Below are 24,619 nucleotides of genomic sequence, written 5' to 3' on the forward strand. Positions count from 1 at the left end.
TGCATCAAGGGATGCGCAGGTCATTATCAAATGGAGTTAACGATGGCGCATGACAGCAGTGCGATAACCGGGATTGAACTGGAACAGTTCATGGACCGCCTTGAGGCGCAACAGCAGGACCAGGAAACCGATACCCTGCTGGCCCAGTTGCAAGCACAGCCGCTGCGGGCCGACTCCCTGGCCTCGATCGACCGCCTGCACACGCTATGGATGCAGGCCGGTGATTCAGCCGCGGCTCGCGCCGTTATCGCAGAGGATGGCAATGCCCTGCTGCAAGCCGTGCATGAGCCTGCCCGCGCTGAGTTGACGATGAACCTGGCCATCCTGCGTTTGCGCATCGCCAGTTATCTGGACGACGACGCAACCTTGCTTGAGGTGCTCGAACAGCTCAACCAGATGGCCGCGCAAACCCTGGACTTCAATGTCGAGCACTATCGTCGCTACCGAATCTTCGACGAGCTGGAACAGGGTCGCCTCGAAGTTGCGCTGAAAACCATCGAAGTGCGCTACGCCCTGACCTTGAGCAATCCTGCCCGTGCGGCGCTGCGTGCCTGGGACGCCGCCGACCAGTATCAACGCCGCGCCCGCGTCCTGGCCTTCCACGACCGCGACGAAGAAGCCCGGAGCGCCGCGCTGGAAGCCGTCAACGCCTTACGCACGGCCGGCCCCGACCAGGACATCGATGAAGGCGACTGGCTGTGGCTGGGCAATTCCCTGATCGAGATCATCCCGTTACGCCTGGCGCTGTTCGAACAACCCATCGCCCAGCTGACTGCTGGCCGCTCGCTGCCCCAGCGCCGCGAATGGGAAGTGCGCACCGCACGCCTGGCCGCCCGCGCCCTGCACGCCCAGGGTGATCTGGCCGGAGCGTTGAAGGTCTGCAATGCCGCAGCCCTGAGCCTGGATTCTGACGGCGGCAACAATTTCATCGAGTACGAACTGCCTTGGCTGATGGAAGCCGGGCGTATCGACGAAGCGGGGTTTCGAGCCTTCATCGACGTTTATGACAGGCAAACCGAGCTCTGGCCGGCCACCGCCCGCCTGGTTCTCGACCGCCTGCAAGATCCCCAAGAGCACAGTGCCTGGTGGCCGATCTGCGTGATGCGCGCCTGTATTACCGAAGAAGCACTGCAGAGTTTTCTCGAAGCGCTGCCGAACATCGAAACCACCGAGCCCGATACCACCCCACTCCTGGCCGCCCTGTACCAGGCCATGGAAGATCTGGAGACACGCGACTCCCTGTTTGCCCAAGCCCGCGCCGAAGCCCTGCGGCGTGCCCCCGAGCAGCCCTGGATCACCCGCCTGACCGCGGTGCATGACGCAGAGCGCGGCCTGATCGACGCGGCCACCGAAGCCAGCCTGCTGCAGAACGCCATCCAGGCAGGTCGCATGCAGGACAATCGCAGTGCGTTCTCGCTGTTTGCCGCTCGGGTCAACAGTCTGGGAGTGATCGAAGCACTGAAAGCACCGAGGCCGGTGCTGTCCTGCGGCAAATACGCCTACAACTACGCACTGAGCATCGAAGATCTGGCAGAGACCGAAGCCGACAAGTTGCCCAGAGACGCCCGAGACCAAGCTTATTCGTTGCTGCGCGAAGCGCAGAAAGATGCCTACGAGCAGGGCCAGGCCCACATGGAGCGCTACTTCGCCAGCGGCAGCGGACATCCCTACGATGCCTGCGCGCACCTGTACTCCATGCTCTGCAACAACCTGGCGATCAACTATCGCTACTACAACCAGATCCGCTACGAAGACGCCATCGAGTTGCACGCGCGCGGCATCGCCGCCAGCCCGTTCGCCGAGCACTACAACGGCCTGCTCAGTGCGCGTATCTGCCTGGAAGATCTGCCTGGCATCATTGATGCCGCAGAACAGCTTTGGCATTACTCGGCGGAGTTCGGCTATAGCCGCCACGACCCGAATGAGTACGTCGCCTCGGTGGCGTACGCCTTGTACAAGCTCGATCGCGACAATGAAATCCTCATCTGGCTTGAACGCTTGCTCAAGTGGCAGGAAGAGCAAGGCGTCAGCGATCAGCAATTGGACAGCTCCGCGCTGTTCGCCCGGATTCAGGTCGCGCGCTACCTGGCCCATGCCCATCCCGACAACGCCGACAGCCTCTGGCAACGTTACGAGCCAGCAGTGCTGTCCTTGAACGAAGTCTCGGTCATGTCAAGCTCGGTGGACTTCCTCAAGGCCCGCGGCCGCACCGCCGAAGCCATTGACTACTGCGCACGAACCCTGGCCCTGTGCGCCCCGGACGATGACTACGACATCAGGTGCCGCGCCCGGATCGAAGAAATCCTGAGCGAGTTGCAAGCCCCGACTCAACCGGCCGCCAAGAAAAACTGGTGGCAGATATGGAAGTAAGCGCCGACAAGCGCAGCCCCAGCTACGCCCCGCGCAACCTGCTGAATGCCGATGAACTCAAACGCGGCATCACTCAGCGCAGCCAGGGGCGCGGAGACGAAGACGCGGTACAGGGTTGGTTGCTGAATCACTTCTATCGGCACCTGGTGGGCAACTTCGAACCCGCACGGCGCATCCAGACCCTGGAGGACGCCTGTGCAGCGCTGGGTACCGATACGCCGCCAGCCTGGGTGAGCGGGTACTTCGACAGCGCTGCCAAGGCACAGCCCGCAGATACCGCCAACGTCGTGGCGCCCCTGGTCTGGATCGAGCCGCAGGAGCCAGCGCTGTTGCAGCAGGAAGCGCAACTGGTGGAGTTTCTGACCTCGCGCAAAGGCACGGCACTGGAGGGCAAGCTGGAACGCATCACTTGCCCGCAGGCCCTGGCGCTATGGGAAAAAGAGCACGCGCAGATGGCCGCACGGGTCGATCAGGGCTGGCGCCAGAGCTCTCCCGACGCCCTCAATGTGACGGTCTCCTGCGCCGAACACACCTGGGTCGAACTGCGTCCGGAAAGCCCGTTGCTACGGGCTGAAATGGCCTTCGAAAGCTATGTGATGCGTCACTGTCTGGGGCAATTCGCCAACCGCCGGGCCTTGACCGGCGGCTACGGTGAACGCTATGCCGAAGCCGTGGAGCAACAGGGCATGCGCGTATTCAGTCTGCGTGATGCCCAGGGCCAGCCCCACATCACCCTCAGCCTGATCATCCAGGACGACGGCGCACTGACCGTAGAGCAAGTCAAAGGCAAGCAGAACCGCCCGCCCATCGAGCGCTACTTCCGGGACCTGCTGCGCCTCCTCAACAGCCTGGGCACCGACCTGCAGACGCCAGCCGACTGCATTGCCATCGGCATCGTCCGCACCGATGCCGGCTGGTTGCGTATCGAGGAAGTCAGCGATGCGCAAGCCCAGACCCGCCTGGTGGCTCGCTACCCGCAACTGTTCTACCGACTGGACGCACCGTCGGCCATGGTCGAATGGCTGGTGGCGGCCCGTCAGTCCGACTTGCTGCTAGAGGTTGCCCCCCAGGCGCCATCGGTCAAGTACGCCACCCGCCATATCTTCAAGAAAAGCCCCCGGCCACAATGCCACCCCGACGACCCGCTGTATCGGACCGAAGGCGTGCCCTGGACGGACATGTCTGCGCCCCTGGCCGAGGAAATCGTGGCCTGGCAAGCCAGGAACCGGTGAAACGCACATGATGACGATAATTGCCGTAGCCTTCGGCGCCTGGCTGGTATGGCGCTACTTTCGCCGACAGTCGCCCACCTCTCTGGTGGTGTTCACGCCGCGCAAACGCTGGGCACTGAGCCTGGCCCAACCCATGGTGGATGCCACCGGAATGACCGGCTTCTTCGATCCCGAGACCACTCATTTCATGGGTCAGGCGAAAGCCTCCCTCAGGGCCCCGCTGCTGCACCAGATCGGCTTTCGCAGCAACGCCACGGACGACGAAGTCCGCGAGCACTTGGACAGCACCCTGGAACGCCAGTGGTTCCGGGTTGACCTGCACAGCCTGAACGCCAGCGACGACCCGCGAGCAGCAATGGCCTTCGCCTGCGTACGCAGCGCCTTCTTTGTCCGTTGCGCAATGTTGATGGGCTGGATAGACACCGAGAGCGGATGGCGGATCATGCTCCTCAATGCCCAACGCGCTCAGGATTGCTTCAGCGACTGGGAGGACTTCGGCAGAGCCTTCATGCTCGGGCGCAGCCAATGGATCGCAGCGTTCAGGGCCGACTCTCTGGGTGAGGTGTTCAATGAAACAAGCCTGAGCCGACTGCTGATGCCCGGTAGCGGCATCTGGGCTGGGGTTGCCTGGCAGGGGCTGCCGGCGTTGTTGCCTGTAGCGGATTGAGACCGCGAAGGGGGATGGTGTCCCAGGGCAGGTTCGAACTGCCAACCTTCCCCTTAGGAGGGGGATGCTCTATCCAATTGAGCTACTGAGACAAAACGGCAAGCGCCTGATATTTCATGGCGCGTGGGACGGCGTGCATGTTAACGGCCAAGGCCGCATTTGTCATGTTATCCATAGGGCTTTTTGCACGAGCCGCCAGGAGCGCTCCGCTCGCTCATGGCCTCGTCGTGCACATTGCATCACTGCAAAAAGCCATCATTGCAAAATGCAATTCAACAATCCCTAGAACCCATCTCAAGTTATTGTTTTTAAAGAGTTTATCTGCAGTTAAACTCTTGGCACGCAGGCTGCTTTATCAGTGGGTAAAACACTGCGGAGATGACGCCCATGAACAGTGCCCTGTTTCTCTTGAATGCGATCGCCATTGCCGTACTGATGGCCTTTCACTTTCAACCTGTAGACAACGCTGACCCTACCGGACTGTCTACCGCTCGTTACAAGCAGCACCCGGTACCGCAGCTGGCAGTCATGAACACCCAGGTCGAGCCTCGCAGAGTGGCTCGGGTCAACCAGGAAAAGACCCCGCAGCAACTTGCCGCCACGCCAACCGAACGCTGGATTTTTTAAGACCAAGACTTCAGGAGCCTCCAATGTCCACCGCAGCCAAAAGCCTGCTTATTCTGACGTTAATCAGCGCTATCGCCGCCTTGCTGCTGCCTGAAGCCCCCTTGGGCAAAGCTGCTCTGATCATCTGCGGCTCAATGTTCAGCCTATTCCTTTTGGCGCTGTTGGCCGGACGCAAGATCAAGTTCGACCCGATATTGCGCTGATCCCGTGCTCGCTCAGTATGGCCAGCAGATGTTCCAGGGTTGTCGTCAACTCACAGGAATTGTCTAGGCGCACAACCTGCTCGTCATCCAGCAAGGCAGAAGAGGCAAACTGTTCGTTGCGCTGTAGGCGACGCTCTATCTCAGGCAGGTTTTCCCTGCCTCTACGCAGCAGGCGACGGCGCAATACCTCGGTATCAACCATCAGAACTATCGGAAGTAAATCAGGATAACGTTCCCGTGCCTGCGGCAAATGGCCTCTAGAGCCGTTGATCAACACGTTCCGCCCCTGCGCCAACCAAGTATCGATTTGCACGGGAATGCCATAACCCAGACCATTAGCTCGCCAAAACAAGGCAAAATCGCCCCGGGCCACCCGCCGCTCGAACTCCTCGACAGTGACCTCTTGCGCCTCCTCACCCACCGACTCGGCCGAGCGCGTGATCACCCTTCTTACAACCTCACATTCCAAGACACTTAAAGGCTGCCTGGCCGCATCAATCAGGCTATCCTTGCCGGCCCCTGAAGGCCCCATCAAATAAATCAGTCTACCCGGCATGGGCTGCCGCTCCGGACAGCACAACTAGTAAATCGGCCATTTGCCACTATCCTCTAACAGGTAGGGATTACGCTTTCATCCGCATAGCATGCACCTTCACAAGTGCACTGACACTCCCGTCGGATGGGAGAATGCGGCCAACAACGCGGGCCCGGTGATCTTTTCAAACCAGTCCGCATTTCTGATAATTGGTGCTGGCATAACGCCTTTATCCAGTTCAATATTTGTCACAGAATTGACGCCAAGGATCTGGCAATTTTGAGGCATGATGCGGGCCTCTTAACAATTCAGGTTGAACATTTGGCAATCAGGCTTGTCCTAAAAGACAGCTCGCGGCCAATTCCGAGAACCGCTCCCCTGAACTAACCGGTTAAATATATGCGCCCATTGAAACAGGCAATTTATTCCAGCCGTACGGCTGACAAGTTCGTCGTACGTCTACCCGACGGGATGCGTGAACGCATTGCCGAGGTGGCTCGCAATCATCACCGCAGCATGAACTCCGAAATCATCGCGCGCCTGGAGCAGAGTCTTATTCAGGAAGGTGCCTTGGGTGAAGAGTTGAGCATGCGTCTGGACAGCCCTGAGCTGTCCTTGCATGAACGCGAACTGCTTCAACGCTTCCGCCAACTTTCACATCGCCAGCAGAACGCTTTGGTTTCGCTGATCGCCCATGACGCCGAAATGGCCGCAGACGCCAACTGATTTCACCCTGAAAGCTCAAGCCAGCCTAGTTGCTGGCTTTTTTTTGCCTGCGATAAAAGCAACGAAGCGCCATAAAGGCGCTTCGCGAATAAACCGATGTGCAAGGCTGGCTCAAAGCAGGAAGATCGTCGCCAAACCAAGGAAGATGAAGAAGCCGCCGCTGTCGGTCATGGCAGTAATCATTACGCTGGCGCCCATTGCCGGGTCACGCCCCAAGCGCGCCAGTGTCATGGGGATCAGGACCCCCATCAGGGCCGCCAACAGCAGGTTCAAGGTCATCGCGGCGGTCATCACCACTCCCAACGACCAACTCCCGTAAAGCATGTAAGCAACAACACCGATCACTCCCCCCCAGACCAGACCATTGATCAGGGCTACAGCCAGTTCCTTGCGCATCAAGCGTGAAGTATTGCCGGTACTCACCTGGTCCAGGGCCATGGCCCGGACAATCATAGTGATGGTCTGATTACCCGAATTGCCGCCGATACCGGCAACAATCGGCATCAAGGCCGCCAGTGCTACCAACTTTTCGATAGAACCTTCGAACAGACCAATCACTCGGGATGCGACAAACGCCGTGATCAGATTGATTGCCAGCCAGGCCCAACGGTTGCGCAAAGACTTCCAGACCGAGGCGAAGATATCCTCCTCTTCCCGCAGACCAGCCATATTGAGGACTTCGGTCTCGCTTTCCTCACGAATCAGGTCGACCATTTCGTCAATGGTCAAACGACCAATCAGCTTGTCGTTCTTGTCGACCACCGGAGCCGAGATCAAGTCATAACGCTCAAATGCCTGAGCCGCATCGTAGGCATCTTCATCCGGATGAAAGCTCACCGGGTCGCTGGCCATGACTTCCGCGACCTGCTTGTCCGGATCATTGACCAGTAGGCGCTTGATCGGCAGCACCCCCTTGAGCACGCCGTCGTAATCCACCACAAACAGCTTGTCGGTATGGCCCGGCAACTCCTTGAGACGACGCAGGTAGCGCAGAACCACTTCAAGACTGACGTCTTCTCGAATCGTCACCATCTCGAAGTCCATCAGCGCACCGACCTGCTCCTCGTCATAGGACAACGCGGAGCGAACGCGTTCACGCTGCTGGCCGTCAAGGGCCTCCATCAACTCATGGACTACGTCTCGCGGCAGCTCGGGAGCCAAGTCAGCAAGTTCGTCGGCGTCCATCTCCTTGGCTGCAGCCAGGAGCTCGTGATCGTCCATGTCGGCGATCAGGGTTTCACGCACGGAGTCGGATACTTCGAGAAGAATGTCGCCGTCACGCTCAGCCTTGACCAACTGCCAGACGGTCAGGCGCTCTTCCAGAGGCAGGGCTTCAAGGATATAGGCAACGTCGGCAGAGTGCAGATCATCAAGCTTGCGCTGCAATTCGACGAGATTTTGCCGATGGACCAGGTTCTCGACCCGATCGTGATGGTGACCTTCCTGACGGTGTGTCAGGTCTTCAACCACCCGCTGGCGCTGCAGCAGCTCAACGACTTGAGCGAGGCGGTCTTGCAGGCTTTCCTGCGTTTTCTTTACTTCTACTTCGGTCATAGGCGAACTCCACTCCCAGCAGAGGAGCACGCCGGAAGGATCAATCAGTCAGTTCATGATTGTGAAAACGGGATACTGAGTAACTACTGGGTAAGTCCATGGAGGTATTCCACAAGCCCCGGCGGGGCTGACGGGCGCAATGATACACCGCTTGGCAGTTTTAAATGTTAAAAAATCGCGGCAAGAACAAGCGCTTGCGGCATAAACCTGAGTAGCGTCCGAATCTATGAGATTGCGACGCCCCGGCAGAAAAAGAAAACACACACGCAGAGAAAAAAGTTCGGCGACAGACAGGGCATTCGACTTCCGAAGATCAAAGCTGTTCCAGCCGGACGAGCAAAAGAGCGACAAATAAAACGCAAAAAGCAAAAAGCCCGCATCTTTCGATGCGGGCTTTCTGATGTATGGTGCACTCGACAGGATTCGAACCTGTGACCGCTCGGTTCGTAGCCGAGTACTCTATCCAGCTGAGCTACGAGTGCATTTTGTGTTTTTAGACCAGGCCACAACTGGTTGAAGCCAAGTTAACTACATTACTGCAACTAACTCTTAAATGGTGCACTCGACAGGATTCGAACCTGTGACCGCTCGGTTCGTAGCCGAGTACTCTATCCAGCTGAGCTACGAGTGCATTTGTTGCCGCGCATTATAGGCCGTTAAATCTTTTTGTAAAGCACTTTTTCTACTAATTTCAACAACTTACAGAAAAAGCCAGATTACAACGTACTAAACAAATAATGGCGGAGAACGGGGGATTCGAACCCCCGACACCCTTTTGAGGTGTACTCCCTTAGCAGGGGAGCGCCTTCGGCCACTCGGCCAGCTCTCCGCAACACGGGGCGTATATTAACCAGCTTTCTCCCCGTTTGCAAACAAAAAAAACGATAAAAATTAATGGCTTGGTTCTTCGTCCTTCTCTTTCTTTATCCGCAGGTAAATTTCCTCACGATGAACCGCCACTTCTTTGGGGGCGTTGACACCAATACGCACTTGATTACCTTTGACGCCGAGCACGGTCACAGTGATCTCGCCATCACCAATGATCAGGCTTTCTGCGCACCGACGAGTCAGAATCAGCATACCTATCTCCTCACGCATTACATTTTCAGGGACTACAGTCTGCAAAAAAAAGGGTGTCGGCCTACAACCTGGTCGGCTGCAGTCCTACACGCCTAAGTATTGACTAGCACGGGCAAAAGAACAGTTTTCTCCCGTGCCGATCAAAAACACAAAGGGCGCGGTCAGACCGCGCCCCTTTCAAACACTTATCACTCGCCCTGGCGGGCTGGAGCGTCAAGCTCAAACGCGGTGTGCAGCGCACGCACTGCCAGTTCCAGGTACTTCTCTTCGATCACTACCGAAACCTTGATTTCGGAAGTGGAGATCATCTGGATGTTGATGCTTTCCTTGGCCAGGGCTTCAAACATGCGGCTGGCCACACCCGCGTGGGAGCGCATGCCGACACCCACGATCGAGACCTTGGCAATATTGGTATCACCGACCACTTCACGGGCACCGATCTCACGAGCGGTGTTTTCCAGCACAGTCTGAGCCGCCAGGTAGTCATTGCGGTGCACGGTGAAGGTGAAGTCGGTGGTGTTATCGTGCGAGACGTTCTGCACGATCATGTCGACTTCAATGTTCGCCGCACTGATCGGGCCGAGAATCTTGAAGGCCACGCCAGGATTGTCTGGCACGCCACGGATAGTCAGCTTGGCTTCATCGCGGTTAAAGGCGATGCCGGAAATGATCGGCTGTTCCATGGATTCCTCTTCATCAATAGTAATGAGGGTGCCCGGACCCTCCTGAAAGCTGTGCAACACGCGCAGCGGAACGTTGTACTTGCCAGCAAACTCGACCGCGCGGATCTGCAGCACCTTGGAACCGAGGCTGGCCATTTCCAGCATTTCTTCGAAGGTGATCTTGTCCAGACGCTGAGCCTTGGGTACCACACGTGGATCAGTGGTATAGACGCCATCTACGTCGGTATAGATCTGACACTCATCAGCCTTCAGGGCCGCTGCCAGCGCCACACCAGTAGTGTCGGAGCCGCCACGGCCCAGCGTGGTGATGTTGCCGTGCTCGTCAACGCCCTGGAAACCGGCAACCACAACCACACGGCCGGCCTTCAGATCACCACGAATCTTCTGATCATCGATCTGCAGGATTCGCGCTTTATTGTGAGCACTATCGGTAAGAATACGTACCTGGTTGCCGGTGTAGGACACCGCAGGAATACCACGCTTGATCAACGCCATGGCCAGCAACGCAATGGTCACTTGCTCGCCGGTGGAGACGATCACATCCAGCTCACGGGGAACCGGTTTAGCTTCGCCACTGATCTGCTTGGCCAGATCGATCAGGCGGTTGGTTTCGCCACTCATCGCCGACAGCACAATCACCAGGTCATCGCCGGCTTCGCGGAACTTCTTCACCTTGTCGGCGACCTGCTCGATCCGCTCGACAGAGCCGACCGAAGTGCCTCCAAATTTCTGTACGATCAAAGCCATTTTCTAAGCCGCCTCAGCCCGTAAAGGGGCGCCCGTTAATCAATCAAACTGCACAGCGCATGGACCCGCCACTAGACGACGGGCCCGGCTCGGCGCCTTAAATACCCTGTTCGACAAATGGCACGGTCAGGGCCAGTGCCGCATCCAGCGCAGCAGCATCAACACCACCGCCTTGAGCCATGTCTGGACGACCACCACCCTTCCCGCCCACTGCCGCAGCGGCTTGTTTCATCAAATCACCGGCTTTGAGTTGGCCAGTCAGGTCCTTGGTTACACCTGCAACCAGTACGACCTTTTCCTCATGGACACTGCCGAGCAGGATCACTGCGCGACCGAGTTTGTTTTTCAACTGATCCACCAGCGCCAACAGCGCCTTGCCGTCCTGGCCATCAAGACGCGCAGCCAACACTTTCACGCCCTTGACGTCTGCCGCCTGGGCGGACAGATCGTCACCCGCAGCGCTGGCAGCCTTGGCCTGCAACTGCTCGAGCTGCTTCTCCAGCAGACGATTGCGCTCCAGCACCGCCGACAGCTTGTCGATCAGGTTGTCGCGGCTGCCCTTGACCAGGGTCGCCGCTTCCTTGAGTTGTTCTTCCGCAGCGTTCAGGTACGCCAGGGCCGCAGCACCGGTGACTGCTTCAATACGCCGCACACCGGAAGCCACGCCGCCTTCGCTGGTGATCTTCAGCAAGCCGATGTCGCCGGTACGGTTGGCGTGAATGCCACCGCACAGCTCCACCGAGAAATCACCGCCCATGCTCAGTACGCGCACGCTGTCGCCGTACTTCTCGCCGAACAGCGCCATGGCGCCCTTCTTCTTGGCGGTGTCGATGTCGGTTTCTTCGGTTTCCACCGCAGTGTTCTTGCGAATCTCAGCGTTTACGATGTCTTCCAGCGCCTTGATCTGCTCAGGCTTGATCGCTTCAAAGTGGCTGAAGTCGAAACGCAGGCGCTGACTGTCCACCAGAGAGCCTTTCTGCTGTACGTGCTCGCCCAGTACCTGGCGCAGTGCGGCGTGCAGCAAGTGGGTGGCCGAATGGTTCAGCGAAGTGGCGTGACGCACGTCGGCGTCGACCTGAGCATCGACTGCAGCCCCCACGATCAGACTGCCCGACGCTAGTACGCCGTGGTGCAGGAACGCACCGCCGGTCTTGGTGGTGTCGCGCACATCAAAGCGCGCATTGCCGGCCTGCAGGTAACCGCAGTCACCGATCTGTCCGCCGGACTCGGCGTAGAACGGAGTCTGGTCGAGAACCACAACCCCCTCTTCGCCTTCATTCAGTACGTCGACCGATTGCCCTTCTTTATAGAGAGCGACCACTTTGGCCGAACCGCTGGTGGCGTGATAGCCGGTGAACTCGGTGGCCACATCGACCTTGACCAGGCTGTTGTAGTCCATGCCGAAGGAACTGGCGGAACGGGCACGTACCCGCTGGGCTTCCATCTCGCGCTCGAAACCTTCCTCATCGAGGGTCAGGCTGCGCTCACGGGCGATGTCACCGGTCAGGTCCATGGGGAAACCGTAGGTGTCGTAGAGCTTGAACACCACGTCGCCCGGCACTACCGAGCCTTCGAGTGCCGCCAGGTCCTGCTCGAGGATCTTCAGACCCTGCTCCAGGGTCTTGGCGAACTGTTCTTCTTCAGCTTTCAGCACGCGTTCGATATGCGCCTGCTGGGATTTCAGCTCTGGGAAGGCTTCGCCCATTTCGGCCACCAGGGCCGCGACGATCTGGTAGAAGAAGCTGCCCTTGGCCCCCAGCTTGTTGCCGTGACGGCAAGCGCGACGAATGATCCGGCGCAGTACGTAGCCACGGCCTTCGTTGGATGGCAGTACGCCATCGGCAATCAGGAAGCCACAGGAACGGATGTGGTCAGCCACGACTTTAAGCGAAGCCTGGGCATCGTTGGTGCAACCGATGGCCTTGGCCGCTGCGTCCAGCAGGCTCTGGAACAGGTCGATTTCATAGTTCGAATGCACATGCTGCAGCACCGCGCTGATCCGCTCCAGGCCCATGCCGGTGTCCACCGACGGCGCTGGCAGCGGGTGCAGCACGCCATCGGCGGTGCGGTTGAACTGCATGAACACGTTGTTCCAGATTTCGATGTAACGGTCACCGTCCTCTTCAGGCGAACCGGGTGGGCCGCCCCAGATATCGGCGCCGTGATCGTAGAAAATCTCGGTGCAAGGGCCGCAAGGGCCAGTATCGCCCATGGTCCAGAAGTTGTCGGAAGCGTAGGGCGCGCCCTTGTTGTCACCGATGCGCACCATGCGCTCGGCCGGCACCCCGACCTCTTTGGTCCAGATGTCGTAAGCCTCATCGTCGCTGGCGTAAACCGTGACCCAGAGCTTTTCCTTCGGCAGGTTCAGCCACTTGTCGGAGGTCAGGAAGGTCCAGGCGAACGTGATGGCGTCACGCTTGAAGTAGTCGCCGAAGCTGAAGTTGCCCAGCATTTCGAAGAAGGTGTGGTGACGAGCGGTATAACCGACGTTTTCCAGGTCGTTGTGCTTGCCGCCGGCGCGGACGCACTTCTGGCTGCTCACAGCGCGGGTATAAGCGCGCTTTTCCTGGCCCAGGAAGCAATCCTTGAATTGGTTCATCCCCGCGTTGGTGAACAGCAGGGTGGGGTCGTTGCCTGGGATCAAGGAGCTGGAGGCTACACGGGTGTGGCCTTGCTCTTCGAAGAAGCGGAGGAAGGCTTCACGGATTTCTGCGCTTTTCATTAGGTTCTTCCACGGAGACTGCGGCCAAAGGCCTGTGCGCAACGTCAACAGACGAAACGACGGCAAAGGGCCGCATTATATCGGCGTTAATCACTTGGTACAGCGTGTTTGTACGATACAAACAGTCAATTGGACGGAGAACACTGTCAGTTACGGGAAAACTCGGCAAAAGTGCGCACCACTTGTTCGATTTGCCCGGAACTGACATCCAAATGGGTCACCAGACGCAGCCGTGACGCGGCACTGAGGCTGATCCCTCGCTCAGCGGCGAACGCCTTGAGGGCTTCGGCCCTATCCCCCATCTGCACATACACCATATTGGTCTGCACCGGCTCGACACTGAAGCCCGCCTGGCTCAGCCCCTGGGCCAGCAGTTGCGCATTGGCATGGTCATCCGCCAGACGCTGTACCTGATGCTCCAGGGCATACAGCCCCGCTGCCGCCAGCCCACCGGCCTGGCGCATGCCACCGCCGACCATCTTGCGCAGGCGCCGCGCCTTGCCGATCAGTTCACGGGAGCCGCACAACACCGAGCCCACTGGCGCACCGAGCCCCTTGGACAGGCACACCGATACCGAATCGAAATGTTCGGTGATCACCCGGGCATCCACCCCCAGCTTCACCGCCGCGTTATACAAGCGCGCACCATCCAGGTGCAGGGCCAGCCCCCGCTCACGGGTAAAGGCCCGGGCCTGGGCCAGGTAAGCCAGGGGCAGCACCTTGCCCTGCATGGTGTTTTCCAGGGCCAGCAAGCGTGTGCGGGCAAAATGAAAGTCATCGGGCTTGATCGCGGCCGCCACCTGATCCAGGTCCAGGGAACCGTCGGCCTGTAGCTCCAGCGGCTGAGGCTGGATCGATCCCAGCACCGCGGCACCACCTCCTTCATATTTATAGGTGTGGGCCTGCTGGCCGACGATGTACTCATCGCCTCGCTCGCAGTGGGCCATCAAGGCCAGCAGATTGCTCATGGTGCCGGAAGGTACAAACAGGGCCGCGGCAAATCCCAGGCGTTGTGCCAGTTCCGCCTCCAACTGATTGACCGTCGGGTCTTCGCCGTAGACATCGTCTCCGGTACGGGCGCAAGCCATGGCCTCGAGCATGCCGGGAGTCGGCTGGGTCACGGTGTCACTACGAAGATCGATCACGCTCATCACATCTGGCTCCAACTACGGGGGACCGCAAGGTCCGCGCTGAACAGGGGGAATTCCCTTTCGAAACGAATTACTGCGGCCCCACGGCCGATTAATCAAGCAGCAACTGTAGAAAACCTTGTGCCACAGGGTGAAAAATCTGATGAACATTATCCAAAAGGCACAATGCTTCCCCGCCAAATCTGTGTTAAAAACTCACCGCCCGCGAAAAACTCGCGGGCAATCGTTCTCAGGGCGGGGTGTAATTCCCCACCGGCGGTAATTGCGCGCAATGTGCATAGCCCGCGAGCGCTTGGCGATGCCCGTGGCAAGTCCACAGGTGCCAACAAGGTCAGCAGACCCGGTGTGATTCCGGGGCCGACGGTCATAGTCCGGATGAAGAGAGAACGGGATTGGCGCCAAAGGGCCGCTGCCGGGCAGCTCGTGGGAAATCCACGGCCGTTCTGCTCGCACCCTTAAATCCCATTCGATTCATATACGCCCTGTTTTTCATACAAACAGGAGTCAGAACAGATGCAACCCACCGCAATCGATAGCAAAAGCAAACACCACCCCAACGAGCGTATCGCCTTTATCCAGGCCTGCTGGCACAAGGAAATCGTCGATCAGAGCCGCCAGGGTTTCGTCGCGGAAATGCTCGCCCAGGGTTATCAGGAAAGCGATATCGACTTCTTCGAAGTCGGCGGCGCCTTCGAGATTCCTCTGCACGCCAAACTGCTGGCCAAGTCCGGTCGCTACACCGGGATCGTCGCTGCGGGGCTGGTGGTGGACGGCGGCATCTACCGCCATGAGTTCGTCGCCCAGTCGGTGATCAGCGGCCTGATGCAGGTGCAGTTGGAAACCGAAGTGCCGGTATTCTCCGTGGTGCTGACCCCGCATCACTTCCATGCAGGCGAAGAGCATCAGAAGTTCTTCTTCGAGCACTTCGTGCACAAGGGCCAGGAAGCGGCAAAGACCTGCGCCGATACCCTGCAGAAAGTTCGCGCCCTGCGCCGTAACGAGCAGCGTGCGGTAGCGGTTTAAACGTTAGCGATATCGCCGGCAAGCTGGCTCCTGCGGGGGCTCGGCTTGTCGGCGAACGCTCCTTCAGGCCAGGCCGTCAGCCGATGCCGGCACAATCAGAATCCCCGCACGCAGGCCGTTCTTGACCTTGGGATTGGGAAAAATGATCCGCGCGCCCTCTTCCTCGATGACCCAACGGGTCTGGGCGATATCCTCGGCCAGCAGGTAACCCACTTCCAACTCGGAAAAGTTCTCGACGTCCGCCGGCAAATGCAGGTGGAAGCTGTCGCTGTGCTTGATGATTTCCCGCGCCACGCTGAACAGTTTCAAGCCATCGAGGGTGTCCTGTTCGGGCTCTGGCTCGGTGCCTTCGATGATGTGCTTGAGACGGGTTTCCAGGCGCTCGACATTGACCCCCTGGTTTTGCCCGAACGGCCGTGCCTTGCCCAACTCCAGGGTGAAGGACTCGGCCCCCAGCTGATCGTAGGTGTAGGCGCTGAAGACAATGGAAGGCTTGTTCTGCAGCAGCACCGCCTCCATACCCGCCGCCCGCAGGCGCGCCAGTTCACGGCGCGAATGCTGACGCCCATCCTTCCACGGATAGAGGGCAAACTGCTCGATCTTCGAGCCACGGATCGCCGTGTGCAGATCGTAGTGCAAGCGTTCACGCCCCGGCAGGTTGAAGAAGCTCGCCGCCAGACGTTCCAGCTCGCAAGCCCGCAGGGCTTCGAAACCACTGCTCAATTCATGCCGACCGTTGAACAGCCGATTGACGTCCTGCTCGACGAATCGCTCGCCACGGCGCATGGCCTCGGGGTTGCCGAACAGGAACAGAATGCGCGCCCTGGGCTTCAAATCGCCCCGGGCAATGTCATGCAACAAACGGTCGAGCAGCTCGATGGGGGCTGTCTCGTTGCCGTGGATACCGGCGGACAGCAACAGGTCCAGACCGTTATCCCGAGCTTCAGGCGGCCGTACTTCCAGGGCGCCCTCGCTCAGCCAGCGCATGCGCACGCCGTCGACAGTCAGTTGAGTCTTCTCTGCCGGTTCACGGCCGGCGAGGGTCAGTTCAAGCAGTTTGCCGAGGGCGAGCATAAAGCGGCTTCCTTAGTGAGCGTGACCGCAGTCAGGGCCATGCACGTGATCATCTTCACCAGCGTCGGCCGGTTCCATTTCCAGTTGCAGGCTGACCAGGTTGGTTGCCAGCGGACGCAGCAACAGGCTGGCGTATTCGGCATCGCCCTCTTCCACGTCCACGCCGATCAGCAATTGGCCACGGCCGTCCTGCTGGATCCACACTTCCTTGCCCTGCCACAGCACCGCGAAGCGGGTGCAGGAGGTTTGCAGTTGGGTGCCGTCGGTGTCTTCAAGGATCAGTTGCAGGGTATCGCTCATGGGGGTCGTTCTCATCTGGGGTGAAGCGGCGCGCCCGGGATCGCCGGGCGCGGGCTTTCAATTGATCTGGAAGGGATAAACCGCGCCCAGTTTAAGGATTTGCGTCAGTTCATCCAGTGCCGTCCGGCATTCAAGCAACAGCTGCGGGTCCGCCAGATCACTTTCACTGAGGCGGTCGCGGTAGTGCTTGCCGACCCACTGGGTCAGGGTGTCGTACAACGGCGCGGTCATGATAACCCCAGGATTGACTGCCGCCAGCTCGGTTTCATTCAGCGCCACTCGCAGACGCAGACAAGCGGGGCCACCGCCGTTCTGCATGCTCTGCTTGAGATCGAAAACCTTCACTTCGCGGATCAGGCCACCCGAGCTGGTGAGGCTTTGCAGGTACTGCCAGACCCGCTCGTTGCTGCGGCATTCTTCCGGCACGATCAGCAGCATCGAACCATCGGCACGGGACAGCAGTTGGCTGTTGAACAGGTAGGAGCGCACGGCATCTTCCACCGTCACCTGCGAGCGCGGCACACAAATCGACTGGAAGTTGCCGCCGCGCTTGCCCAGTTTGCCCTGCAGTTCAGCGAGCATCTTCTCGGTCTCGAGGAAGGCGTCCTCGTGATAGAACAGCACCTCGCCATTGCCCACGGCGATCACGTCGTTGTGGAACACGCCCTGGTCGATCACCGAGGGATTCTGCTGGGCATAGACCACACCCTCCTCGCTCAGGCCATGCAGACGCGCCACGGCTTGCGAGGCTTCCAGGGTCTGACGTGCCGGGTACTTCTGCGGTGCCGGGTAGCGGTTGTCGAACGCGCTGCGACCGAAAACGAAGAACTCGACACCGGCCTGGCCGTAATCACGGCAGAAGCGGGTGTGGTTGGCCGCACCTTCATCACCGAACTGCGCCACCGCCGGCAACGCGGCGTGATGGGCAAAGTGTTTCTGGTCGGCGAACATCGCCCCCAGCACACGGCTGGTGGTCGGATGCTCGATGCTGCGGTGGTATTTGCAGTTCAAGTTGGCGGCGGTGAAATGCACGCGGCCATCGGCGGTGTCGGCACTCGGGCTGACGGTGGCGGCGTTGGCCACCCACATGCTCGATGCCGAGCAACTGGCGACCAGCAAGGGCATCGCCTGCTGGGCGGCTTGCTGGATGACTTGCGCATCAGTCCCGGCAAAACCCAGTTTGCGCAAGGCCGCAACATCAGGCCGCTCCTGCGGGGCGAGCACGCCTTGCTGGAAGCCCATTTCCATCAGCGCTTTCATTTTCGCCAGGCCCTGCAGCGCCGCTTCCTTGGGATTGGAGCCCTGCTGGCTGTTGCTCTGGGAGGCGACGTTGCCGTAGGACAAACCGCCGTAGTTATGGGTCGGCCCCACTAGACCGTCAAAATTGACTTCATAGGATTTCATCAGCGAGGCTCCACGAATCTGTTTGTTATAGGCATCGGTATCTACACAGGGCGCGCGTTTCGCGCTCGTTCGCCAGCCAGCCGGCTCCTACATATCTGCAAGAGCCGGCTGGCCGGCGAAGAGACCATAAAGGCCTCTCGAATCAGGACAAGCGCACACCCGGCGTCAACGCGCTCGGCAGCACCAGGCTCGGGGTTTCCAGGGAAGCCACCGGATACGCGCAGTAATCCGCCGCGTAATAGGCACTGGCCCGATGGTTGCCCGAAGCCCCAACACCACCAAACGGCGCGCTGCTAGCGGCACCGGTCAACTGTTTGTTCCAGTTGACGATCCCGGCACGGCTCTGCAGCCAGAACTGCTGGTAACGCTCGGCAGAATCCGACAACAGACCGGCAGCCAGGCCGTACTGAGTGTTGTTGGCCTCGGCAATGGCCCCATCGAAATCAGCGTAGCGGATCACTTGCAGCAAGGGCCCGAACAGCTCTTCATCGGGACGCTCAGCCACTGCCGTCACATCCAGAATGCCTGGGGTCAGCAAAGCGGCCTGAGCCTGGGGCTGGGTCATTTCCAGCAAGGCCACGGCGCCATTGGCCAACAGTTGCTGCTGCGCATCCATCAGCGCGCGAGCGGCGCCCAGGGAAATCACCGAACCCATGAACGGCGCCGGCTGCTGGTCATAGGCACCGACATCAATGCTTGCGCTGACCGCCACCAGGCGCGCCAGCAACCCATCACCCCAGGCGCCTTGCGGCACCAGCAGGCGGCGGGCGCAGGTGCAGCGCTGGCCGGCCGAAATGAAGGCCGACTGGATGATGGTGTACACCGCCGCATCCAGATCAGCGACCTGATCCACCACCAGCGGGTTGTTGCCGCCCATTTCCAGCGCCAGGATCTTGTCCGGACGCCCGGCAAATTGCTGGTGCAGATGATTGCCGGTGCGGCTGGAACCGGTGAAGAACAAACCATCGATACCCGGATTGGCGGCCAGGGCGATACCGGTTTCCCGGGCGCCTTGCAGCAGGTTGAGGACGCCTGCCGGCAAGCCGGCTTCGATCCAGCACTGCACCGTCAGCTCGGCGACTTTCGGCGTCAGCTCGCTGGGTTTGAACAGCACGCTGTTGCCCGCCAGCAGCGCGGGAACGATGTGCCCGTTAGGCAAGTGCCCCGGGAAGTTGTAAGGGCCGAACACCGCCACCACGCCGTGGGGCTTGTGTCGCAGCACAGCGGTGGCGTCGCCCAAGGGGCCGCTCTTCTCGCCGGTGCGCTCGCGGTAGCTTTGCACCGAGATGGCGATCTTATTGACCATGCTGGTGACTTCGGTGGCGGCTTCCCACAGCGGCTTGCCGGTTTCCTCGCCGATGCAGCGGGCCAGTTCGTCGGCCCGCGCCTTCAGGCTGGCGGCAAAGGCCTCGAGCACGCTGATGCGCTCTTCCAGAGAGCGCTTGGCCCAGGCCGGAAACGCCTGGCGGGCGGCCTGCACGGCGCTTTCCACTTGCGCGGCCGTGGCGCCGTTACCGGACCAGATAACCGCCTGGGTCACCGGATTGACCGAGGTGAAGGCTTCGCCCTGGCCGGCCAGCCATTGGCCAGCGATGTACAGCGTGCTCATTATTTCGACTCCCGAGAAGCAGACAGCGGAACCGCGCGGACCTGGTCGCCGGCGTTGAGTTGCAGGCGCTTGGCGGTAAGAGGATCAACCACCAAGGTGCCCGCGGCGAAGCGTGCAGGCGCCGCAGTGATGCGGCAGTCCTCGCGTTTACGGTTGTGGATCAGGAACGGCGTGGCGTCGTCGCCTGGGGTGCCGATGGCCAGCACCAATGCCTGGCTGTCACGTACCGCGCGGATCTTGCTGGTCTCGCACTCCACCGCCGGGCCGGCGTCGAAGATGTCGACATAGCCCTGGTAGCTGAAACCTTCACTCTTGAGCATGGCCAGGGCCGGCTCGGTGTCGGTGTGGACCTTGCCGATCACGTTGCGTGCATCCTCGGACAGGAAGCAGGTGTACAGCGGAAACTTGGGCATCAGCTCGGCGATGAACGCCTTGTTGCCGACCCCGGTCAGGTAATCCGCCTGGCTGAACTCCATCTTGAAGAAGTGCCGGCCCAGGCTCTCCCAGAATGGCGAACGACCATTCTCATCAGACATGCCGCGCATCTCGGCAATGATCTTGTTGCCGAACAGCTGCGGGAACTCGGCAATGAACAGCATCCGCGCCTTGGCCAGCATGCGGCCGTTGAGGCCGGTGCGGTAATCGGCATGCAGGAACAGCGAGCACAGCTCGGAGTTGCCGGTCAGGTCGTTGGCCAGGAACAGCGTGGGGATCTCGCGGTAGATGTTCAGCTCCTGGGAGGCGCTGACCGTCAGGCCGACCCGGAAGTTGTACCAGGGCTCGCGCAAGCCGACGGCGCCGGCGATGGCGGAAATCCCCACCACCCGGCCGTTGTCGTCTTCCAGCACAAACAGGTAGTCCGCATCGCCACGCTCGGCTTCGCCGCGAAAGGTCTTTTCCGCCCAGCCAACCCTGTGAGTCAGGCGCTCTTCGTTGGCCGGCAAGGTGGTGAGGCCGGTGCCGGTGCTGCGGGCCAGGTCGATCAGCGCGGGTAAATCGCTGCTGCGTACGGGACGAACGATCATGCTATCTCCTCAGACGCAGGCCGCTGATGGCCTGCGCGAAACTCGCTGCTTTCCAGGCATGCTTTCCAGGTAATGGAAGCAGGCTTTAAACCGCCACCAGACGCACGCTGGCACCTTCGCCGACGCCCAGGGCTTCGGCGGCTTGCAGATCCAGGGTGACCGGTTTGCCCGGGGCGTAATCCAGCTCCAGCAACACCGCGCGGTAATCCTGCAACTGACCGTTGGACACCAGGTACTGACGACCACCGCCCTTGAGCGCTTCGCCAATCTTCACTGGCACCACGCGACTCTGGGCAATGGAGCGGATTCCCGAAACCCGTGCATGCAAGGTCGGACCGCCGTCGAAAATGTCAATGTAGTGATCGGTCTCAAAACCTTCGCGCATCAGGATGTCGAAGGTGATCTGCGCCCGCGGGTGCACCTGGCCCATGGCTTCCTGGGCGGCGTCCGGCAGCAGCGGCACGTAGATCGGGTAATGAGGCATCAGCTCGGCAAGGAAGGTCCGGCTCTTCAGGCCGCACAGGCGCTCGGCCTCAGCGTAGTTGAGGTCGAAGAAATTACGCCCGATGGCGTCCCAGAACGGCGAATCACCGTGCTCATCGCTGTAGCCGACGATCTCGGTCACCACCGAGTCGGCGAAACGTTCCGGGTGGCTGGCAACGAACAGCAGGCGACCCCGGGAGTTGAGCTCCGACCAGGGCGATCCCACCAGCTCCGGCACCACATAGAAACTGGTCAACAGACTGTTGCCGGTCAGGTCGTGGCACTGGGACAGGACGTGAATCTTGTTATGGATCTTCAGCTCGCGGGACGCATGGACAAAGGTTTCATTACGGAAGCTGTAGAACGGCTCGGAATAACCGGCGGACGCGACGATGGCCGAACACCCCACCAGCTTGCCGCTGTCGGTGTCTTCCAGGACGAAAAAGTAGCTTTCCTCACCGTTGAAGCTCACTTCAGCAGCGAACGAAGCCTCGCTTGCAGCGATCTTGTCGCTCAAGCGGTCCACATCGTCCGGCAAGGATGTGACACCAATCGGGCTGTCTGCAGCCAGACGCTGTACCTCGCCCAGATCAGCCATTTGCGCGGGGCGCATCACCAGCATGGTGTCACTCCTTACTCTAAAACAGGTCGGAAACCGTCCGACGCAGGGAAAAAAATGCCGGGACAGCCCGGCACAGGAATTAGGCTCGACGCCGGCTGCAACAGCCGGCGCCGAGGAGTACTGCAACCTGGATCAGGCTTGAGTCAGTTTCGCCACGGCACGCTCGAAGCGGTCCAGGCCCTCATCGATATCGGCGTCTTCGATCACCAGGCTCGGGGCGAAACGCACCACGTCCGGACCGGCCTGCAGAATCATCAGGCCTTCTTTCTCGGCGGCGTTGAACACGTCCTTGGCCTTGCCTTTCCAGGCTTCGCTGAGCACGCAACCGAGCAACAGGCCCAGGCCGCGGACTTCGGTGAACAGGCCATACTTCTCGCCGATCTGCAGCAGGCGGGTCTTGAAGCGGTCGTGCTTGGCTTTCACGCCATTGAGCACTTGCGGGGTGTTGATCACATCGATCACCGCCTCGGCCACTGCGCACGCCAGCGGGTTGCCGCCGTAGGTGGTGCCGTGGGTACCGACCACCAGGTGCTTGGCCAGCGCTTCGGTGGTCAGCATCGCCGCAATCGGGAAACCGCCGCCCAGGCTCTTGGCGCTGGTGAGGATGTCCGGGGTCACGCCGTAATACTGATAGGCAAACAGCTCGCCGCTACGGCCCATGCCGGTCTGCACTTCGTCGAACACCAGCAGCGCGTTGTGCTGATCGCACAGTTCGCGAGCGCCTTGCAGGTAAGCCAGCTCGGCCGGCAATACGCCGCCTTCGCCCTGGATCGGCTCCAGCACCACCGCGCAGGTCTTGTCGGAAACCGCGGCCTTCAGTGCAGCCAGGTCGTTGTACGGCACATGGGTGATGCCGGTGATTTTCGGACCGAAGCCATCGGAATACTTCGACTGGCCACCGACGTTCACCGTGAACAGGGTGCGCCCGTGGAAGCTGTTCAGCGCGGCGATGATTTCGTACTTCTCGGCACCGAAACGATCGTGAGCCACGCGACGGGCCAGCTTGAAAGCGGCCTCGTTGGCTTCTGCACCGGAGTTACAGAAGAACGCGCGCTCAGCGAAGGTGGCGTCGATCAGCTTGTGGGCCAAACGCAGGGCCGGCTCGTTGGTGAACACGTTGGACACATGCCACAGTTTATTGGCCTGCTCGGTCAGAGCCCCCACCAGCGCCGGATGGGCGTGGCCCAGTACGTTGACCGCAATGCCGCCGGCGAAGTCGATCAGCTCCCGTCCCGACTGATCCCAGACTCGAGACCCCGCGCCGCGCACAGGAATGAAAGCCGCAGGTGCGTAGTTGGGAACCATCACCTGGTCGAAATCGGCGCGTTGCACCGGAGCTTGCTCAACGGACATCGGAGTCTCCTGAAGAGGAACACCCGCCTGAAACTGGCGAGCGATGGAGGGATTGTAAGGACAGTTTTGTGCCCGGCCTTGTCGCCAAGCGACAACTTCTTATAGCGCCAACCCAGGTTTTACGCGGGTTTATGGCAATGCGACAAATAGCGTCGCAAAGGCGCAGTTTAAACTGCGCAAGGCTCTAGCGGCAGATTCGCCGGGCAATTTGCCCAAGGTAATTACCCAGGTAGTTATCCAGGTTGCTATTCAGATTGCTATTCAGATAGTTACGTGGCGAGCGGCCCCAAACCTCGAAACGGTTATCGGCATTGCGACCACAAGGCGTCGATCGGGATGTTGCGCGGTGAGCGGGTTGCCCGTGGGATTGGCCGGCAAGCCGACGCCTAACGGAAGGGGTCAGCCGCGCTCGGCTGGTACGGAGGAGAGTTCGAACGGGCTGCTGCTGCGCCGCTGATTGCGATCTTCACGGGGGGTGGCGCCAAAGAAATTGCGGTAGGCACTGGAGAAGTGCGGACCGGAGGAGAAGCCGCAGGACAGGCCGATCTGAATGATCGACTTGCTGGTCTGCATCAGCATCTGTCGAGCCTTGTTCAGGCGCAGCTCCAGGTAATACTGGCTGGGCACCCGATTCAGGTATTGCTTGAAGATCCGCTCCAACTGACGTCGGGACACACAGACATGCTGGGCAATTTCGTCGGTGGTCAGCGGTTCTTCGATATTGGCCTCCATCAGCAGCACGGCCTGAGTCAGCTTCGGATGGCTGGAGCCCAGACGGTTCTGCAGCGGAATCCGCTGACGCTCGCCGCCCTCGCGGATGCGCTCCACCACCAGTTCTTCCGACACCGCGCCGGCCAGCTCGGCACCATGATCGCGCGCCAGCACCGCCAGCAACAGATCCAGCACCGACATGCCGCCACAGGCCGTCAGGCGATCACGATCCCAATCGAACAGATGGCTGGTGGCAATGACCTTGGGGAAACGTTCGGCAAAATCGTCCTGCCAGCGCCAGTGCACCGCCGCCCGATAACCATCGAGCAGACCCAGTTGGGCCAGCGGGTAAACCCCGGCGGACAACCCCCCAATCACACAGCCGGCACGCACCAGCTGCTTGAGGGCGCTACTGAGGGTCGAACTCATCGGTGCCGGCGGCTCATCGGCCAGCAGGAACAACTTCTGACAACCTTCAAGCTTGCCCGCCCAAGGCTCCCCCGGCAGTTGCCAGGCGCCTTCGACTGGCGCTTCGGCCTGCAGGAATGCCAGCTCATAAACCACGTCCGGGTGCACCCGCTGGGCAACACGCAAGGCCTCCTCGGCCAGCGCCAGCGTCAAGGCTTTAGTGCTGGGCCAAATCAGGAAACCAATTCGATGGGCAGTCATGGCGGGCAATCCGAAACGAAAACAGTGTTAGAAGCCAAGGGCGGCAGCA

Annotated in this window: 21 protein-coding genes, 4 tRNA genes and 1 riboswitch; of the genes, 7 read left to right on the top strand and 18 right to left on the bottom strand. The window is 60.1% G+C overall.

Annotated elements, in window-relative coordinates; genetic code table 11:
- The first annotated feature begins 42 nt into the window (after positions 1-42).
- From J5M73_RS04780 to J5M73_RS04790, 3 genes are read left to right on the top strand one after another with little or no spacing between them, the layout of a single operon-like run.
- Positions 43-2,370 (top strand): hypothetical protein, encoded by a 2,328-nt coding sequence (locus tag J5M73_RS04780; RefSeq protein WP_102860698.1) that lies wholly within the window; start codon positions 43-45, stop codon positions 2,368-2,370.
- A complete protein-coding gene (locus J5M73_RS04785; protein ID WP_102860697.1) occupies positions 2,361-3,602 on the top strand; it encodes a hypothetical protein in 1,242 nt (413 codons plus the stop codon). The genes J5M73_RS04780 and J5M73_RS04785 overlap by 10 nt, the downstream gene beginning before the upstream one ends.
- Before the next feature lie 7 nt (positions 3,603-3,609).
- Positions 3,610-4,269, top strand: a complete 660-nt coding sequence (locus J5M73_RS04790) for a DUF1266 domain-containing protein (RefSeq protein ID WP_102860696.1) — start codon at positions 3,610-3,612, stop codon at positions 4,267-4,269.
- Positions 4,270-4,284: 15 nt separating this feature from the next.
- On the opposite strand, the gene J5M73_RS04795 is transcribed toward J5M73_RS04790, so the two are convergent.
- Positions 4,285-4,361 (bottom strand) — tRNA-Arg (locus tag J5M73_RS04795).
- 295 nt (positions 4,362-4,656) lie between these two features.
- On the opposite strand from J5M73_RS04795, the gene J5M73_RS04800 reads away from it, so the two are divergent.
- Positions 4,657-4,896: a hypothetical protein gene (locus J5M73_RS04800; protein ID WP_102860695.1), complete on the top strand. Its 240-nt coding sequence runs from the start codon at positions 4,657-4,659 to the stop codon at positions 4,894-4,896.
- A gap of 23 nt (positions 4,897-4,919) precedes the next feature.
- Entirely contained in the window at positions 4,920-5,099 is a 180-nt protein-coding gene (locus J5M73_RS04805; protein WP_102860694.1) for a PA3371 family protein, read from the top strand.
- Here J5M73_RS04805 and phnN read toward each other — a convergent pair.
- A complete protein-coding gene (phnN, locus tag J5M73_RS04810) occupies positions 5,074-5,655 on the bottom strand; it encodes a phosphonate metabolism protein/1,5-bisphosphokinase (PRPP-forming) PhnN (RefSeq protein WP_102860693.1) in 582 nt (193 codons plus the stop codon). The two genes, J5M73_RS04805 and phnN, sit on opposite strands and share 26 nt — an antisense overlap.
- 378 nt (positions 5,656-6,033) lie before the next feature.
- Between phnN and J5M73_RS04815 the strand changes: the two genes are divergently transcribed.
- A complete protein-coding gene (locus J5M73_RS04815; protein ID WP_016968184.1) occupies positions 6,034-6,360 on the top strand; it encodes an Arc family DNA-binding protein in 327 nt (108 codons plus the stop codon).
- Positions 6,361-6,471: 111 nt separating this feature from the next.
- Here the strand turns inward: J5M73_RS04815 and mgtE are convergent, their stop codons facing one another.
- From mgtE to ltaE, 8 genes are all read right to left on the bottom strand, one after another.
- Positions 6,472-7,914: a magnesium transporter gene (gene mgtE / locus J5M73_RS04820; protein ID WP_102860692.1), complete on the bottom strand. Its 1,443-nt coding sequence runs from the start codon at positions 7,912-7,914 to the stop codon at positions 6,472-6,474.
- A gap of 405 nt (positions 7,915-8,319) precedes the next feature.
- A tRNA-Arg gene (locus tag J5M73_RS04825) sits at positions 8,320-8,396 on the bottom strand.
- 72 nt (positions 8,397-8,468) lie between these two features.
- Positions 8,469-8,545: transfer RNA gene (locus tag J5M73_RS04830), tRNA-Arg, on the bottom strand.
- Between the two features lie 107 nt (positions 8,546-8,652).
- Positions 8,653-8,743, bottom strand: a tRNA-Ser gene (locus tag J5M73_RS04835).
- Positions 8,744-8,805: 62 nt separating this feature from the next.
- Complete coding sequence (gene csrA / locus J5M73_RS04840) at positions 8,806-8,994, bottom strand: carbon storage regulator CsrA (RefSeq protein ID WP_002554426.1); 189 nt, start codon at positions 8,992-8,994, stop codon at positions 8,806-8,808.
- Positions 8,995-9,182: 188 nt separating this feature from the next.
- On the bottom strand, positions 9,183-10,424 hold the full coding sequence (locus J5M73_RS04845) for an aspartate kinase (protein WP_102860691.1): 1,242 nt from the start codon (positions 10,422-10,424) through the stop codon (positions 9,183-9,185).
- 97 nt (positions 10,425-10,521) lie between these two features.
- Positions 10,522-13,146, bottom strand: coding sequence for an alanine--tRNA ligase (gene alaS / locus J5M73_RS04850; RefSeq protein WP_102860690.1), 2,625 nt, complete (start codon positions 13,144-13,146; stop codon positions 10,522-10,524).
- Positions 13,147-13,292: 146 nt separating this feature from the next.
- On the bottom strand, positions 13,293-14,297 hold the full coding sequence (gene ltaE, locus J5M73_RS04855; RefSeq protein ID WP_102860689.1) for a low-specificity L-threonine aldolase: 1,005 nt from the start codon (positions 14,295-14,297) through the stop codon (positions 13,293-13,295).
- Between the two features lie 221 nt (positions 14,298-14,518).
- A riboswitch (FMN riboswitch) is annotated at positions 14,519-14,689 on the top strand.
- Between the two features lie 121 nt (positions 14,690-14,810).
- Here ltaE and J5M73_RS04860 point away from each other — a divergent pair.
- Positions 14,811-15,320: a 6,7-dimethyl-8-ribityllumazine synthase gene (locus J5M73_RS04860; RefSeq protein WP_102860688.1), complete on the top strand. Its 510-nt coding sequence runs from the start codon at positions 14,811-14,813 to the stop codon at positions 15,318-15,320.
- 63 nt (positions 15,321-15,383) lie between these two features.
- Here J5M73_RS04860 and astE read toward each other — a convergent pair whose 3' ends face one another.
- The 8 genes from astE to argR all read right to left on the bottom strand — a co-directional run bounded on the left by astE (position 15,384) and on the right by argR (position 24,570).
- The gene (astE, locus tag J5M73_RS04865; RefSeq protein ID WP_102860687.1) at positions 15,384-16,394 is read right to left on the bottom strand and encodes a succinylglutamate desuccinylase; all 1,011 of its coding nucleotides are present in this window, start codon (positions 16,392-16,394) and stop codon (positions 15,384-15,386) included.
- Between the two features lie 12 nt (positions 16,395-16,406).
- Positions 16,407-16,694: a topoisomerase II gene (locus J5M73_RS04870; RefSeq protein WP_102860686.1), complete on the bottom strand. Its 288-nt coding sequence runs from the start codon at positions 16,692-16,694 to the stop codon at positions 16,407-16,409.
- A 57-nt stretch (positions 16,695-16,751) separates the two neighbouring features.
- The gene (gene astB, locus J5M73_RS04875; RefSeq protein WP_102860685.1) at positions 16,752-18,098 is read right to left on the bottom strand and encodes an N-succinylarginine dihydrolase; all 1,347 of its coding nucleotides are present in this window, start codon (positions 18,096-18,098) and stop codon (positions 16,752-16,754) included.
- A gap of 142 nt (positions 18,099-18,240) precedes the next feature.
- Positions 18,241-19,710: a succinylglutamate-semialdehyde dehydrogenase gene (astD, locus tag J5M73_RS04880; protein ID WP_162884154.1), complete on the bottom strand. Its 1,470-nt coding sequence runs from the start codon at positions 19,708-19,710 to the stop codon at positions 18,241-18,243.
- On the bottom strand, positions 19,707-20,732 hold the full coding sequence (astA, locus tag J5M73_RS04885) for an arginine N-succinyltransferase (RefSeq protein ID WP_016968175.1): 1,026 nt from the start codon (positions 20,730-20,732) through the stop codon (positions 19,707-19,709). Before astA ends, astD begins: the two co-directional genes overlap by 4 nt.
- Before the next feature lie 85 nt (positions 20,733-20,817).
- Positions 20,818-21,837, bottom strand: a complete 1,020-nt coding sequence (gene aruF / locus J5M73_RS04890) for an arginine/ornithine succinyltransferase subunit alpha (RefSeq protein ID WP_102860683.1) — start codon at positions 21,835-21,837, stop codon at positions 20,818-20,820.
- A gap of 132 nt (positions 21,838-21,969) precedes the next feature.
- A complete protein-coding gene (locus J5M73_RS04895; RefSeq protein ID WP_102860682.1) occupies positions 21,970-23,190 on the bottom strand; it encodes an aspartate aminotransferase family protein in 1,221 nt (406 codons plus the stop codon).
- Between the two features lie 399 nt (positions 23,191-23,589).
- Complete coding sequence (argR, locus tag J5M73_RS04900; RefSeq protein WP_102860681.1) at positions 23,590-24,570, bottom strand: transcriptional regulator ArgR; 981 nt, start codon at positions 24,568-24,570, stop codon at positions 23,590-23,592.
- Positions 24,571-24,619 lie beyond the last annotated feature (49 nt).

It is taken from the genome of Pseudomonas sp. 50_B (genome assembly GCF_017491625.1).
GTDB lineage: Bacteria > Pseudomonadota > Gammaproteobacteria > Pseudomonadales > Pseudomonadaceae > Aquipseudomonas > Aquipseudomonas danubii.

What these genes read in the sequence shown, in the direction of transcription:
- J5M73_RS04780 (WP_102860698.1), top strand. Translation starts at nt 43, where the DNA reads ATGGCGCATGACAGCAGTGCGATAACCGGGATTGAACTGGAACAGTTC.
- J5M73_RS04785 (WP_102860697.1), top strand. Translation starts at nt 2,361, where the DNA reads ATGGAAGTAAGCGCCGACAAGCGCAGCCCCAGCTACGCCCCGCGCAAC.
- J5M73_RS04790 (WP_102860696.1), top strand. Translation starts at nt 3,610, where the DNA reads ATGATGACGATAATTGCCGTAGCCTTCGGCGCCTGGCTGGTATGGCGC.
- J5M73_RS04800 (WP_102860695.1), top strand. Translation starts at nt 4,657, where the DNA reads ATGAACAGTGCCCTGTTTCTCTTGAATGCGATCGCCATTGCCGTACTG.
- J5M73_RS04805 (WP_102860694.1), top strand. Translation starts at nt 4,920, where the DNA reads ATGTCCACCGCAGCCAAAAGCCTGCTTATTCTGACGTTAATCAGCGCT.
- phnN (WP_102860693.1), bottom strand. Translation starts at nt 5,655, where the DNA reads ATGCCGGGTAGACTGATTTATTTGATGGGGCCTTCAGGGGCCGGCAAG.
- J5M73_RS04815 (WP_016968184.1), top strand. Translation starts at nt 6,034, where the DNA reads ATGCGCCCATTGAAACAGGCAATTTATTCCAGCCGTACGGCTGACAAG.
- mgtE (WP_102860692.1), bottom strand. Translation starts at nt 7,914, where the DNA reads ATGACCGAAGTAGAAGTAAAGAAAACGCAGGAAAGCCTGCAAGACCGC.
- csrA (WP_002554426.1), bottom strand. Translation starts at nt 8,994, where the DNA reads ATGCTGATTCTGACTCGTCGGTGCGCAGAAAGCCTGATCATTGGTGAT.
- J5M73_RS04845 (WP_102860691.1), bottom strand. Translation starts at nt 10,424, where the DNA reads ATGGCTTTGATCGTACAGAAATTTGGAGGCACTTCGGTCGGCTCTGTC.
- alaS (WP_102860690.1), bottom strand. Translation starts at nt 13,146, where the DNA reads ATGAAAAGCGCAGAAATCCGTGAAGCCTTCCTCCGCTTCTTCGAAGAG.
- ltaE (WP_102860689.1), bottom strand. Translation starts at nt 14,297, where the DNA reads ATGAGCGTGATCGATCTTCGTAGTGACACCGTGACCCAGCCGACTCCC.
- J5M73_RS04860 (WP_102860688.1), top strand. Translation starts at nt 14,811, where the DNA reads ATGCAACCCACCGCAATCGATAGCAAAAGCAAACACCACCCCAACGAG.
- astE (WP_102860687.1), bottom strand. Translation starts at nt 16,394, where the DNA reads ATGCTCGCCCTCGGCAAACTGCTTGAACTGACCCTCGCCGGCCGTGAA.
- J5M73_RS04870 (WP_102860686.1), bottom strand. Translation starts at nt 16,694, where the DNA reads ATGAGCGATACCCTGCAACTGATCCTTGAAGACACCGACGGCACCCAA.
- astB (WP_102860685.1), bottom strand. Translation starts at nt 18,098, where the DNA reads ATGAAATCCTATGAAGTCAATTTTGACGGTCTAGTGGGGCCGACCCAT.
- astA (WP_016968175.1), bottom strand. Translation starts at nt 20,732, where the DNA reads ATGATCGTTCGTCCCGTACGCAGCAGCGATTTACCCGCGCTGATCGAC.
- aruF (WP_102860683.1), bottom strand. Translation starts at nt 21,837, where the DNA reads ATGCTGGTGATGCGCCCCGCGCAAATGGCTGATCTGGGCGAGGTACAG.
- J5M73_RS04895 (WP_102860682.1), bottom strand. Translation starts at nt 23,190, where the DNA reads ATGTCCGTTGAGCAAGCTCCGGTGCAACGCGCCGATTTCGACCAGGTG.
- argR (WP_102860681.1), bottom strand. Translation starts at nt 24,570, where the DNA reads ATGACTGCCCATCGAATTGGTTTCCTGATTTGGCCCAGCACTAAAGCC.